The following is a 13259-nucleotide window of genomic DNA, read 5'->3' as shown; positions in this document are numbered from 1 at the left end:
GCCCTTGCGGTGTTCACTGTGAACGCAGGCCACTTAACGCTCTACCGGCCAGATACCCAAAGGTCATCCCCGGCCCAAGGGTAATACCACCACTCGGGTAATACCCGCCCATCACGCTGTGCATGTCGTTACCCACTGCAAACAGCCCGGGTACCGGCTGCCCCGCGTGGTCCAGCACCCGGGCCGAGGCGTCGGTGCCCAGGCCAGCGAAGGTGCCAAGGCTGCCTGGCAGCAGTTTAACCGCATAAAACGGCCCCTCCAGCAACGGCCGAAGCGACGGGTTGGGTGCCTGCTGCGGTTCACCCTGGGCCCTGTTGTAGGCCGATGCGCCGCGCTGGAAGGTCGGGTCTTCACCCTGTGCCGCAGAGTGGTTGAAACCGTCCACAGTGCGCTGCAACTGCGCGGCATCGATCCCGCAGCGCTTCGCCAACTGTGCCAGCGTAGCGCCGCTGTGCAGGTAGCCACAGCGTTGGTAAAAGCGGGTGGAGAAGGGAAACGGCTTGGCCCAGCCGATGCCGTAGCGGCGTTGCGCGGCGTGGTCGCAGATCAGCCAGGCTTCAGGTGGCTCGCCTTGCGGCGTGGCAGCGAACAGTGCGTTCATGAAGTCATGGTAGCAATCGGCTTCGTTGACGAAGCGCCGGCCATCGCGGCGCACGGCGATGAAGCCGGGTTTGGCGCGGTCGATCAGGTGCGGGAAATGGCCGAAGGTACCATCTTTGCGTGGTACCCGCGAAACCGGTGCCCAGGCACCGGATTGCGCCAGCTTGGTACTTACCAGGCCACCGGCCTGTTCACCCAGGCGCAGGCCGTCGCCGCTGTTTTCTTTGGGCGCTGCAGAGTAATGCCGGGTGCCATCCGGCGCATGAGCCATCAATTGAGCGATGCGCTTGCGGTCGTGCGGGAAGCCGCCACAGGCCAGCACCACACCCCGGCGTGCGTGAATCGCCTGGCCATCGGCAAACAGCGCGCCGCTGACCCGGCCTTCCCCCAACAGGCGGCTGGCCGGCTTGTCGGTCAGCAGCGTCACACCCAGGTCCAGGGCGCTGCGCAGCAGGCGTGCCACCAGTGCGTTGCCGTTGACCAGTTGCTGGCCGCGTCGGTGCAGCAGCAGGTCGCGCCCGTGGCGCAGCAGGCGTTTACCTACATGCAACGCTGCCTTGGGCGATTGTGTGGCATTGAAAAAGGCGGCCATGTCGGCGCCGCCGGCAATGCCCATGCCGGCCAGGCTGACGATGTCCAGCGGCGGGCGCAGCTTGTGCAGCCAAGGCCCGAGCAGGCGGCCGTCGTAGGGCAGTGCGCACAGCGAACGGCCGCCGTTTGCGCTGCCGTCACCTTCGCGCATGTCAGGCATGCGGCTACCGGATTGAAACTGTACAGCGGTGTGCTGTTGGAAAAACGCCACCATTTCGGGGCCGTGGCGCAGGAATGCACGCTGGCGTGGGTCCAGCTCGTGCGTATGGGTTTGCGCACGCAGGTAGCGTTCTGGGGCATCGTCGTTTTCGACGATGCCTTCGGCAACGGCCAGCGGGTTGCGCGGAACCCACAGCCAGCCCCCCGACCAGGCGCTGGTGCCGCCCAGCTGGCTGGCTTTTTCCGCAACGATCACGTGCAGGCCGTGATGCGCGGCGGTAACGGCGGCCGCCAGGCCAGAGGCACCGGAACCGATGACGAGTACGTCGCATTCGAGGGGTTGCATGCAAGGGTTCCGCTCAGGCGTTGGTAGGAGATGGCTTACGGTTTACTGCAGCGGCGAAAAGCCGGTGGGCCGCATCAGCCGCGATTGCAGGCGTACTACTGCCGCCAGTTCGCGGTTGCGTCGGGAGAATTCCGCCCAGCGCGGGTCGGCTGCCATCGCGGCGCGGCGGGCGATGCGCTCGTCGAGGCTGGCATAGCCCCAGATGTGCACCACCTGGTTGACGTCGCCGAACTCGCTGGTGAAAAAGCCCACCAGGTTACCCAGGTGCTCGCTTTGCACTTCCAGCGCATGGCTTTGGTACAGGGCCAGCCAGTCGGCCATTTTCAGAGGGTCGAGGGTGTAGGTTCTCAGTTCGTAGTACATGCCGGGGTCTCCGTTTGGGTGGCCGGCGCCTGCAGGCGCGCGGTGATGTGGTTGGCAGCGAGCCAGCCGAAGGTTAGGGCGGGGCCCAGGGTGATGCCGGGGCCGGGGTAGGTGCCTTTCATCAGTGAGTTCATGTCGTTGCCGACCGCATAAAGGCCGGCAATTGGCTGGCCGTCGCGGTTCAGCACGTTGGCCTGGGCGTCGGTCACCAGGCCGCAGGCCGAACCGAGGTCGCCGGTGTGGATACGGATGGCGTAGTACGGCCCGCTGGCAAGCGGCGCCAGGCATGGGTTGGGGGTGTGCTGCGGGTCGCCCATGTAGCGGTTGTAGCTGTTGCCGCCTTTGCCGAACGCGCGGTCGATGCCGTTGCAGGCGTCGGCGTTGAATTGCTCCAGGGTGTGCACGAATACCTGCGGGTCGACTCCGATGGCCTTGGCCAAGGCTTGCGGTGTTGCCGCCTGATACAGGTAACCGGCGTCGATCAGCGCCTGGTTGTTCACCGGTTTTGGCCGCGCCAGGCCCAGGCCATAGCGGTTCATGGCCTCGGCGTCGCAGACCAGCCAGCAGCTGGAAAGGCCGTTGGCGAACATGGTCTGCACGAAGTGGTGGTAGGAGTCGGATTCGTTCACAAAGCGCCGCCCGGCCGGGTTCACCGCGATCACGCCGGGTTTGGCGCGGTCTGTAACCAGATGCGGGAAGCGCTCACGCTCGCCACTGGCGTGGCGCAGTTCGGAAACCGGCGCCCAGAAGAAGTTGGCCGCCAGGCCCTCGCCCTGCGCTGCCGAAACAGCCCGGCCAAGGCGCAGGGCAGCGCCGTCGTTGGCAGCGGGTGACATGGTCAGGTGCGGTGCTTGCTGGGCTGGCCGGTAGCCAGCGGCGAGTGCGCCCGCCGCGAACCCGCCCATGGCGCACACCACACCGCCGCGGCACAGTACCCGTTCGCGGCGCCCCTCGTGCTGTACCACCACGCCCGTGACCGCGCCCTGTTCAACGATCAGTTCCAGGGCCTCGCTGCGCAACCACAGCTGTGTGCCATGGGCAAAGGCGCTGGTGGCCAGGCGGGCGATCAGTGCGTTGCCGGTAGTCAACCGGGTGCCACGCGGGTGCTGCAGGCGGTCCCGTGCGTAACGTGCCATCAGTTTAAGGCAATGCCACAACGACCTGGGCGAGCGGCGAATGCTGAGGAAATGCTGGATATCCACGCGGTTGACCATCATGCCGCCGAACAACAGCATGCCGGGCGGTGGCATTTGCAGGTCCTTGAAGCGTGGGCCGAGGTGCTTGCCGTCGTACTCGACCATTTCCAGCGCCCGACCAAACTGGGTGGCGCCAGGGGCATCGGGGTAATAATCCGGGGAGTGCGGTCGAAGGGCGTAGCGCAGCTCGGTGTGCTGTTCCAGCCAACGCAGTGCCTGGTGGCCATGTTCGATGAAGGCGTCCGCGAGGGCAGGGTCGTAGCCGTCGCCGATCACATGTTTGAGGTAGGTGCGCATGGCCGCGGGTGAATCCTTGGCCCCCGCGGCGCGGGCTTGATCGGTGCCGTACAGCCACACCGCGCCGCCGGATATCGCCGAGGTGCCGCCAAAACGTTCGGCCTTTTCCACTACCAGCACCTTCAGCCCGCGGCGAGCCGCCGTGGCGGCGGCGGCAAAACCACCGGCGCCGCTGCCCAATACCACCAGGTCAAAGCTGTGTTGTATGTGTTCAAGAGTGGCCATGGCCTCAGATCTCCTGCGGCGTCACGCCCATGAAGGCGCCAAGGTGGCCGAGTTGGGCGAAGGCCATTTCCGGGCCGGTCTGGGTCGCGCAGCCTACTTGCCGGGCGCGGTTCAGCAGCGGGGTGATTTCGGGCGAAGTGACCACGTCGGCGACCAGGGTGTCTGGCTGCAACGTGGCCAGCAGGGCAGCGGACAACGGCAGTTCTGCGCCTGTGCCCATGCCGACCGGGGAGGCGTTGGCCACCAGGTCGAAGTCTTCCAGTCCACTGAACTGCGTGCTGACCGAAAGCCCCGGGAAGGCATTGCCGAGTAGTTCGCACACAGCGCCCATGCGCGCTGTGCTGGGGTCGCTGAGGGTAATGCTGACGATACCTGCCTCGCCCAATGCGTAGCTGATGGCACTGCCAACCCCGCCGCAACCGATCACCAGCGCCCGTTTACCCGCCGGGTCAAAGCCATGCTTGCGCGCAGCACCGAGGAAGCCGGCGCCGTCTACGTTGTCACCCAGCAGGCGCCCGTCGCGCTCGCGACGTATCACATTGACCGAACCCAAGGCAGCCGCACGTTCGCTCAAACCATCCAGGCGGCTGGCCAGGGCCTGCTTGTACGGCACGGTGACCACGCACCCGCGCAGGTTCTGCCAGCCGCGCAGGCTGTCGGCAAAGCTGCCCAGCGCGGCTTCGTGCAGGTCGATGGGCAGCATGGCGACGTTGCAGTTGTTGTTGGCGAACCAGGTGTTGAAGTTCTCGGGGGACTTCACCTGGGCAATGGGCGAACCGACGATGGCAACCAGTTCAGTGGAACCACGAATCATGCTGACCTCCTTATTGATGTTGTTGTGAAGGCAAGCGTGATGCAGAGGTGGAAGAGCAACAATGCGTTGATCGGGCTTTTGATGCGATAATCGCAACCATGATCCGGTTATCGCAGTAATCGGCTGTTTTTTTCCACTTGCGAGTCGTAAAGATGAACACGCCCGCCATCCACCCCCGCGATTTGATCGCCGGCTTGCAGAAAGGCCTGGCCCTGATGCAATTGTTCAGCGCTGAGCAACCGCGCCTGAGCGTGCCGCAGGCGGCCAGGTTGTCTGGCCTTACGCCGAGTGCCGCACGGCGTTTTTTGCTGACTTTGGTGCACGAGGGCTTTGCCGAAACTGACAGCCGCGAGTACTGGCTGACGCCCAAGGCTTTACGTATTGGCCAGGCGTACGTGGACTCGGCGCAGCTGCCGCGCATGCTACGGCCGATTGTCGAGCAGGTTGCGCGCCAGACCCAGGAGCATGTGTCGGTGGGTACCCGCGATGGTGACGAGATCATCCACCTGGTGCGCAGCCGCTACAGCCATGTGGCGTCGTTGTCGATCAGGCCCGGTTCGCGGGTGCCAATGTATTGCACGGCCGGCGGGCGAATCTGGCTGGCCTGGCTGGGTGAGGGGGAGCGAGGTGAGTACTTTGCACGCAACCCGTTGCGGGTGTTGACGCCCTACACGCTCACAGACCGGGCACAGCTGGAGGCGGAATTGCACCGGGTGAAGGGGCAGGGCTTCTGTATTGTTGACCAGGAATATGAAGTCGGTATGCGGGTGCTGGGTGTACCGTTGCTGGACCGTGCCGGGCAGTTGAAAGCGACGCTGACCATCACGACTCATGCCTCGCGGTTGAGTGTTGATGAAATCCGCATGCGTTATTTGCCGCCACTGTACGAGGCGCAGGCGCTGTTGCGGCCAGTGCTGGATTGAGGCGCCATGCGGGCGGGGTGACGGTGCCCGCTGGCCGGCACCTGGGGCGCCGGGAGCGGGCCAGGGGGCCTCGGCCTATCGCTCGATCTGGCGATTCCAGCGGGCGTTCCATTCCGGGCGCTGGGTGTTGACCTGGTCCCAGTCGATGGTCACGGCAGTTTGCAGGTAGGTCTGCATGGCTTCGACCTGGCCACGGGTTTTGTCGCTGGTCGGCGTGTTGGGGTTGGACGGGATCTGGTCACCCAGTTCCAGTGCCGGTGCCTGCGCCTCAGGGCTGAGCAGGAACTCGGCAAGCTTTTGCGCCAGCTCCGGCTGGTCGTTGTTGGCGGTGACGCATTCGGCCTGGTTGAGCACCACGGCGCCTTCCTTGGGCGCGGCGTATTCCACCGGGATGCCCTTGAGCTTCAGCGCCGTCACCTGGGTAGGGGTGAGCGGGAACAACGCGGCCTCATCGGTTTGCACCATTTCCGAAAGCTTGGCCGAGTTTGGGATGTACTCCAGCACGTTCGGGCCAACGTTCTTCTTCCAGGCCGTGAAGCCCGGGTTGACGTCGGTATCGCTGCCACCGTGCAGGCGGTTGTACATGAGGAAACCGTGCAAGCCGAAGGTGGATGACGCCATCGACTGGAACACCACTTTGTCCTTGAAGCGCGGGTCGGCCAGGTCGTTCCAGGAGGTGGGTGTTGCCCAGCCTTTTTCCTTGAACAGGCGGCTGTTGTAGGCAAGCCCGGTCACACCCAGGCTGACGGCGGCAGCCTTGTCCTTGATCAGGGCCTTCTCCGGCAGCTGGGCCAGCGTCGGGTTGGGCTTGAGCGTGCTGCACAGGCCCATGCCGATGGCGCGGTACATGATGCCGTCATCCAGCACCATCACGTGGATCGACGGCTTGTTCGGCGTGGCCTGGACCTTGGCCAGGATGTCGGCCGAAGTGCCGGGAACGATCACCACTTTCACCCCGTTGGCCTTCTCGAACGAGGGCAGGATGTTGTCGCTGAACAGCCGCTCCATGGTGCCGCCGTTCATGCCCAGGTACAGCGTGGGTTGCGCCATGGCGGGCAGGCAGGCGAACAGGCCAGGTACGGTGCAGAACAGGGCGAGCAAACGTTGCTTGTGCGTCATGACAGGTTTTCCTTGTAGTGGTGGCTGGGCTGAAAACGGTTGATGGAAAAGGCCGCCAGGCTGATGGCCGGCGCGCCATGAAGGACGCATTGCGCCAGGGCTTCCCCGGCTGCCGGGCCAATCTGAAAACCGGCGCCGGCAAAGCCGAAGCCATGCAGCAGGCCGGGTTGGCGCAGGCTGGGGCCGATCACGGGTTCGTCATCGGGCAGGTAGCCTTCGGTGCCGCTCCAGGTGCGAATCGCCTGGGCGCCGGCCAATGCCGGGTACAGCTCGGTGGCATTACGCAGGATGTCGAGCACTGCGGCTTGCCCCGGGCGGGCGGTGGTCGGGGTCAGGGCAAAGCCACGCCCACCGCCCAGCACGCAGTTGCCGCGCGCCACCTGGCGGGCGTAGATACCGCCGCCTTCGACCCCGGTGCTGGCGGTCATGAACAGCGGCAGTGGCTCGGTGACCAGCATGGCCGGGTGGGCCGCCGTCAGCGGCACCGCTTCGCCGAAGTACTCGGCCAGTTGCGCCGACCAGGCACCGGCGCAGTTCAGCAACCAGGGCGCCCTGAAGCACTGGCCTGTGCTGGTGCGCATGGTGAAGCGCTGGCCGTCGTGGTCTACCTCCAGCACTTTGCATTGTTCGTGCAACTGGGCGCCGCTGTGCCGGGCCGCCTGGGCGAAGGCGGGTGACACCAGGCGCGGATTGGCATGGCCGTCTTCGGGGCAATATGACGCGCCGACGGCGATATCGCCCACCCAAGGGAAGCGCTGGCGCAGTTCGCGGTGCTCCAGCAGTTGCAGGCGCAGGTCAAAGGCCTGGGTCCGACGGGCATAAGCCTTCAAGGCGTCGAAGTCGGTTTGGCTGCGTGCCAGCTTCAGGTGGCCGCTGCGGGTGTACTCGCCGTCGATGCCGATCCACTCGCGCAACTGCCCCCAGATGGCATGGGCACGCATCGACAATGGCAGCTGGGCCAGCGAGCGGCCTTGGCGACGGACCCCGCCATAGTTCACCCCGCTGGAGTGCGAGCCGCAGAAGTCACGTTCAAGCAGCGCCACCTGTTTGCCACCGCGGGCCAGGGTCAATGCAGCGCTGCTGCCGACGATGCCACCGCCGACAACAATGGCGTCCACCTCGATCCACTTCATGGCTTGATCTCCAGGCCGAAGGGCAGGGGCTTGACCGGTGCCTGGCCACGCAGGCGCCCGACCTGGTCAATGGACCGACCGCTTTCGCAGGCAATCAGTTCGGCGGCGGCGGCCCCGCACACACGGCCCTGACAACGGCCCATGCCGACCCGGCACATGGCTTTGACCCGGTTGATTTCCCAGTGCCCGGCGCGCACGGTGGCGCGGATTTCGCCAGCGCTGACCTGTTCACAGCGGCACACGGTCAACGGGTCCGGGGCCTGCCGAGCCCATTGCTCGGGGAACGGAAAGGCCTGTTCCAGGCCCTGGCGAAAGCGCTGCAGGGTAGCCAGGCGTTTTTCCAGCTGATGCTGGCGTTGCGGGTTGCCAGGTTTGCCGAGGTCGGCCAGCAGCGTCAGGGCGGCCAGTTCACCGGTCATTTCGGCGCCGTCGGCACCGAGGATGCCGGCGCCGTCGCCAGCCAGGTACACACCGGGGCTGCTGGCGCGGCCCTGGGCGTCACGTACCGGTAGCCAGGCGCGGTTGATGGTGTTCCAGGCAAACTGGCAGCCCAGCAGGTCCGCCAGTTGGGTTTCGCTGCGCAGGGCGTGGGCGAATGCCACGGCGTCGCACGGCAAGGTGTGTTGTTGGCCATTGCGCGACCAGCGTACGGCGCTGGCGCGTTGCTCGCCTTCGATGCCCAGCAGGGTCACCCCCTGATGCACCGGCACGCCTTTGCGGGTGAGCCAGGCGCGGTAGTACAGGCCCTTGGCAAAGGTGCCCGGCTGCAGCAACAGGCGCGGCAGGGCGCGTACCTGGGCGCTGAACGGCGAGGTGTCGAGCACTGCGCTGACAGTGGCGCCGGCCTTGGCGTACTGGTAGGCCACCAGGTACAACAGCGGCCCGGTGCCAGCCAGCACCACCCGCTCGCCGATGGCGCAGCCCTGAAACTTCAGCGCGATCTGCGCGGCGCCCAAGGTATACACCCCGGGCAAGGTCCAGCCGGGGATCGGCAACACGCGGTCGGTAGCGCCAGTGGCGACGATCACCCGGTCGAATGCCAGGCGGTCGGCCAACTGGCCCTGCTGCAAGGTGTCCAGTACTTGCTGCTCGGCATTCCACACCAAGGTTTCCGGGCGGTAGTCGATCTGCTCGCGCAGTTGTTCAAGGGTGTTGTGCAGGGCCCGGGCCTTGTCCGCCTCGAAGCCGTACAACGCTTTGGCCGAGCGGCGAAAGTTGGCCGGCTGCTGGCGGTAGATCTGCCCGCCGCCACGGCTGGCTTCGTCCAGCAGCACTGGGCGCACGCCATGGGCCACGAGGGTTTGCGCGGCGCGGATGCCGGCGGGGCCGGCACCAATGATGACGGTTGCGCTCATGGCTGGCGTCCCGGTTCGCGGGTGACACATTGGCCCGGTTCCAGAAAGGTCGAGCAGGCGCGCACCCGGCGGCCGTCCTGCAGGCGTACCCAGCAGTCCTGGCAGGCGCCCATCAGGCAGAAACCGGCGCGCGGTTCGGCGCTGAAGTCGCTGCCACGCAGGTGGGTGGCGTTGGTCAGGATGGCGGTCAGCAGAGTGTCGCCGTTCATGCCTTGAGCCGGTTGGCCGTCCAGCAGGAAGGGCAGCGGCTCGCGGTCGTGTTCGGCCACGCGCTTGAACAGCGGCATAGGGGCATTCCTTGTCATTGCTTGCCCACCAATACGCGGTCCAGGCCATACACGCGGTCCAGGGCGATCATGGTCAGGGCGGTGACGGCAATCACCAGCGCCGAGACGGCGGCCATCATCGGGTCGATGGACTCGGTGGCGTATACGTACATGCGCACCGGCAGGGTCTGGGTGGCAGGCGAGGTGACGAAGATCGACAGGGTCACTTCGTCGAAGCTGTTGATGAACGCCAGCAGCCAGCCACCGGCCACGCCGGGCAGAATCATTGGCAGGGTGACCTTGCAGAACAGCGTGATGCGCCCGGCGCCCAGGCTTTGCGCGGCCTGTTCGGCGCTGCGGTCGATGCCGATGGCGGCAGCCAGTACCAGGCGTAGCACGTACGGAGTAATGACCACCACGTGGGCGAACACCAGCCAGGTGAAGCTGCCATTGACCCCAAGCAGGGCGAACAACCTCAGCAAGGCCACACCCAGCACCAGGTGCGGGATGATGATCGGCGACAGCAGCAGGCCGTTGACAAAGCCCTGGCCAGGGAAGCTGTAGCGGGTCAGCGCCAGGCCCGCCGGCACGGCGATCAGGGTGGCCAGCGAGGCCGCCAGGGCGGCGAGTTTCAGGCTGGTGTAAAACGCGTCGAGGAACTCGGCACGCTCGAACACAGCGCTGAACCAACGCAGCGAGAAGCCGGCAGTGGGCAGGCTCAGGGTGTTTTCCGGGGTGAATGCCACCAGGCACACCACCACCAGCGGGGCGAGCATGAACAGCATCACCAAGGCATGAAAAGACAAGGCCAGCGGGCCGTTACGGGTCATCGGTTCACACTCCAAGTGCGCGTTTGTAGCGGCGTTCGACCAGCCGGTTCCAGCTGAGCATCACCAGCAGGTTGATCAGCAGCAGGGCGACGGCGATGGTGGCGCCCATGGGCCAGTTCAGTTCGGCCAGGTACTGGTCGTAGATCATGGTGGCGACCATCTTCAGCCGCCGCCCGCCCAGCAGGCCCGGGATGGCGAACGAGCTGGCGGCCAGGCCGAACACGATCAGCGTGCCCGACAGCACACCGGGCATGATCTGTGGCAGCACGATGCGGCGGAACACCGTCCACTGGCTGGCGCCCAGCGACAGCGCGGCCTGCTCGGCGGCCGGGTCGAGCTTTTGCAGCGAGGTCCACACCGGGATGATCATGAACGGCAGCATCACGTGGACCAGGCCGATGATCACCGCAAACGGGGTGTACAGCAGCTTCACCGGCTGCCCGCCGAGGGCGCTGATGCCTTGGTTGATCAGGCCGTCGGCCCCCAGCAGCAGGCTCCAGCCGAAGGCGCGCACCACCACCGAAATCAGCAGCGGGGTCAGCACCAGGATCAGGAAGATCGAGCGCCACGGCGCGCCCATGCGGCTGAGGACCATGGCTTCGGGGATGCCGATCAGCACACACAACAAGGTGACCAGGGCACTGATCCAGAAGGTGCGGAAAAAGATTTCGTAGTAATAGGTGTCGGTCACCAGGCTCAGGTAATGGCTGAAGGTGTACTGGCCGGCCTGGATACCACTGGTGTAGTCGAACGCGTTGAACGATAACAGCACAGTCAGCCCCAGCGGCATCACCAGCAACGCCAGGAACAACAGCAGGGCCGGGCTGCTAAGGCCGTAGCCCCAGCTGTTGCTGCGCAGTTTTGCCGTACTCATGCGGCCACCTCGGCTGTGTTCAGCACCCGCAGCAGGGCATCGTTCCAGTCCAGGCCGACCGGGGCACCTTCGTCCAGCGGCGCGCTGCCATCGTTGGCGCGCACCACCGCCAGGTTGCCCAAGGCGGTATCGACGCGGTACAGCCACTGGCTGCCAAGGAAGTAACGGCAGCTGACGCGGCCTGCCAGCTTGCCGCTGCCGGCTGCACCCAGGCTGATCTTTTCCGGGCGCAGGCTGAGGACCAGCGGGCCCTGGGCGGCTGCCTGCGGTAACCCGCCGGGGCCGGTGACGCCATGCAGGCGGTTTGCCTTGCCGACAAAGTCGGAAATGAACGGCGTGCCCGGGTGCTCGTAGAGACGGTAAGGGTCATCGATCTGGGTGATGCGACCGGCTTCCATCACCACTACACGGTCGCTGATCGACAGGGCTTCGGCCTGGTCGTGGGTGACCATCAGGGTGGTGATGCCGACTTCGTTCTGGATACGGCAGATTTCGAACTGCATCTCTTCGCGCAGGTGCGCGTCCAGGTTTGACAGCGGCTCGTCCAGCAGCAGCACCGGCGGTTCGATCACCAGTGCGCGGGCCAGGGCTACACGCTGGCGTTGGCCGCCGGACAGTTCACGCGGGTAACGTTCGGCGTGCTTGTCCAGGCGTACCAACGCCAACGCCTGGTCGACGCGCCGAGCGATCTCGGCATTGGCCACCTTGCGCATGCGCAGGCCGAAGGCAACGTTGTCGCGCACGGTCATGTGCGGGAACAGCGCGTAGCTCTGGAACACCACACCCAGGCCCCGGCTGGCCGGCTTGGCGTGGGTGATGTCGCGGCCGTCGAGGACGATGCGGCCACTGGTTACTTCGACGAAGCCAGCAATCATCTGCAGGGTGGTGGTCTTGCCGCAGCCTGAAGGGCCGAGCAGGGAGACAAACTCGCCTTTTTCGATGGCCAGTGACGAACTGGCCACTGCCTCCGTAGCGCCATAGCGCTTGCAAAGCTTGTTGATCAACAGAAAGGTCATGGCTGTGCTCCATCGCAAACGGAACCGGGGTAACCCGGCAGCTTCAGGGTGGGCAGAGCGCCAGCGGCGAAAAGCAAAGCTTTTACGGACGTTGGCGCTCGCTTCTATGGCGGCGGCCGATGTTGTGATATCGCCCTATGGACCGGAGAGTAGGGCAATGATTAGGATGGCGACAAAGAGTAATTTCACTGAGTGACAGCTATTTTGAAATTATTCCACTCAATGAAATTTCTATGGGTTTAACGAAAAATGGATTCCGGTAAACGAAATGAACGCGCCAAGGAAGTTGGCGTAAGCGCAGTGTCGCGTTTGTTCGCCGTGCTGCGCGCGCTAGGTGATTGCGGGGGGGAGGGCGAGAAGGTCAGCCAGCTGGCGCTGCGGGTTGGCCTGGCGCAGCCCACCACCCATCGGCTGTTGCGTAGCCTGATCGAGGAGGGCATGGTCGACCAGTGCGCCACCAGCAAGCGTTATCGGCTGAGCCTGGATTTCTTTGCCCTGGCGGCCAAGGCCGGGCAGGCTGGCAACCTGCGCGATGTGGTGCGCCCCAGCCTCCTGCGGTTGTCGGCTTCGCTGGGCGATTCGCTGTTTTTGCTGGCGCGTTCGGGGTTCGATGCCGTGTGCCTGGACCGCAGCGAAGGGCCGTACCCGATCCGTACCTTTACCGGCGACATCGGCGGCCGCGTGGCGTTGGGCGTGGGGCAGGGCAGCCTGGCGATCCTGGCCTTCCTGCCTGAGGAGGAGCGGGACGAGGTGATCCGCTACAACCTGCCGCGGTTGAAGGACTTTCACCATTACGACGAAGTGTTGCTGCGTGCCGAAATCGACAACGTGCGCAGCCTCGGCTACGCCGGGCGCAACACCGGAGTGCTCGACGGCATGGCCGGCCTGGCAGTGCCGATTCTGGACCGGAACGGCCATGCGGTGGCAGCGTTGAGCGTGGCGACCATCAGCGACCGCCTGGGGCCCAATCGCATGCCCACCGTGGTGGCATTGCTCAAGCGCGAGGCGGCGGCGATTGGCGAACGGGTCAACCCGTTCGACCCGGTGCTGCGCCGGCCTTCGCATGTGTTTGGTTGAAGTACCAGATTCAGGTAGGCGCGATTTCTGTGGGAGCGCCCCGGCAAGGTCACTCCCACAATGCCCGCGTCAGCT

The 13259-nt window shown here is 65.3% G+C and carries 13 protein-coding genes; 2 read left to right on the top strand and 11 right to left on the bottom strand.

Translation table 11 applies throughout. The annotated features are described in order from the left end of the window. Window positions 1–13: 13 nt before the first annotated feature. From MRBLPB4O_RS16945 to MRBLPB4O_RS16930, 4 genes are read right to left on the bottom strand one after another with little or no spacing between them, the layout of a single operon-like run. The gene (locus MRBLPB4O_RS16945) at window positions 14–1696 is read right to left on the bottom strand and encodes an FAD-dependent oxidoreductase (RefSeq protein WP_341795997.1); all 1683 of its coding nucleotides are present in this window, start codon (window positions 1694–1696) and stop codon (window positions 14–16) included. A gap of 42 nt (window positions 1697–1738) precedes the next feature. Beyond that, on the bottom strand, window positions 1739–2059 hold the full coding sequence (locus tag MRBLPB4O_RS16940; RefSeq protein WP_016500295.1) for an NIPSNAP family protein: 321 nt from the start codon (window positions 2057–2059) through the stop codon (window positions 1739–1741). Further along, window positions 2044–3777, bottom strand: coding sequence for an FAD-dependent oxidoreductase (locus MRBLPB4O_RS16935; RefSeq protein WP_341795996.1), 1734 nt, complete (start codon window positions 3775–3777; stop codon window positions 2044–2046). The genes MRBLPB4O_RS16940 and MRBLPB4O_RS16935 overlap by 16 nt, the downstream gene beginning before the upstream one ends. Window positions 3778–3781: 4 nt before the next feature. Next, on the bottom strand, window positions 3782–4591 hold the full coding sequence (locus MRBLPB4O_RS16930) for a shikimate dehydrogenase (protein WP_341795995.1): 810 nt from the start codon (window positions 4589–4591) through the stop codon (window positions 3782–3784). Window positions 4592–4743: 152 nt separating this feature from the next. Between MRBLPB4O_RS16930 and MRBLPB4O_RS16925 the strand changes: the two genes are divergently transcribed. After that, window positions 4744–5514, top strand: a complete 771-nt coding sequence (locus MRBLPB4O_RS16925; protein WP_341795994.1) for an IclR family transcriptional regulator C-terminal domain-containing protein — start codon at window positions 4744–4746, stop codon at window positions 5512–5514. A 75-nt stretch (window positions 5515–5589) separates the two neighbouring features. Here MRBLPB4O_RS16925 and MRBLPB4O_RS16920 read toward each other — a convergent pair whose 3' ends face one another. The 7 genes from MRBLPB4O_RS16920 to MRBLPB4O_RS16890 are packed head-to-tail and all read right to left on the bottom strand — an operon-like array spanning window position 5590 to window position 12107. Beyond that, window positions 5590–6633, bottom strand: a complete 1044-nt coding sequence (locus MRBLPB4O_RS16920; protein ID WP_341795993.1) for an ABC transporter substrate-binding protein — start codon at window positions 6631–6633, stop codon at window positions 5590–5592. Continuing rightward, a complete protein-coding gene (locus MRBLPB4O_RS16915; protein ID WP_341795992.1) occupies window positions 6630–7766 on the bottom strand; it encodes an FAD-dependent oxidoreductase in 1137 nt (378 codons plus the stop codon). Before MRBLPB4O_RS16915 ends, MRBLPB4O_RS16920 begins: the two co-directional genes overlap by 4 nt. Further along, entirely contained in the window at window positions 7763–9121 is a 1359-nt protein-coding gene (locus MRBLPB4O_RS16910; RefSeq protein WP_341795991.1) for an FAD/NAD(P)-binding oxidoreductase, read from the bottom strand. Before MRBLPB4O_RS16910 ends, MRBLPB4O_RS16915 begins: the two co-directional genes overlap by 4 nt. After that, window positions 9118–9408 (bottom strand): (2Fe-2S)-binding protein, encoded by a 291-nt coding sequence (locus MRBLPB4O_RS16905; RefSeq protein ID WP_043201539.1) that lies wholly within the window; start codon window positions 9406–9408, stop codon window positions 9118–9120. The genes MRBLPB4O_RS16910 and MRBLPB4O_RS16905 overlap by 4 nt, the downstream gene beginning before the upstream one ends. Before the next feature lie 14 nt (window positions 9409–9422). Continuing rightward, window positions 9423–10217: an ABC transporter permease gene (locus MRBLPB4O_RS16900; protein ID WP_341795990.1), complete on the bottom strand. Its 795-nt coding sequence runs from the start codon at window positions 10215–10217 to the stop codon at window positions 9423–9425. 4 nt (window positions 10218–10221) lie between these two features. Then, a complete protein-coding gene (locus MRBLPB4O_RS16895) occupies window positions 10222–11091 on the bottom strand; it encodes an ABC transporter permease (RefSeq protein ID WP_341795989.1) in 870 nt (289 codons plus the stop codon). Then, window positions 11088–12107, bottom strand: coding sequence for an ABC transporter ATP-binding protein (locus tag MRBLPB4O_RS16890; protein ID WP_341795988.1), 1020 nt, complete (start codon window positions 12105–12107; stop codon window positions 11088–11090). The genes MRBLPB4O_RS16895 and MRBLPB4O_RS16890 overlap by 4 nt, the downstream gene beginning before the upstream one ends. A 249-nt stretch (window positions 12108–12356) precedes the next feature. On the opposite strand from MRBLPB4O_RS16890, the gene MRBLPB4O_RS16885 reads away from it, so the two are divergent. Beyond that, on the top strand, window positions 12357–13184 hold the full coding sequence (locus tag MRBLPB4O_RS16885; protein ID WP_341795987.1) for an IclR family transcriptional regulator: 828 nt from the start codon (window positions 12357–12359) through the stop codon (window positions 13182–13184). Window positions 13185–13259: the final 75 nt, after the last annotated feature.

Source organism: Pseudomonas sp. LPB4.O (assembly GCF_038383825.1).
Taxonomy (GTDB): domain Bacteria; phylum Pseudomonadota; class Gammaproteobacteria; order Pseudomonadales; family Pseudomonadaceae; genus Aquipseudomonas; species Aquipseudomonas putida.
Note: the sequence above shows the minus strand (reverse complement) of the source record. Positions and strands in the feature narration are given on the sequence as shown.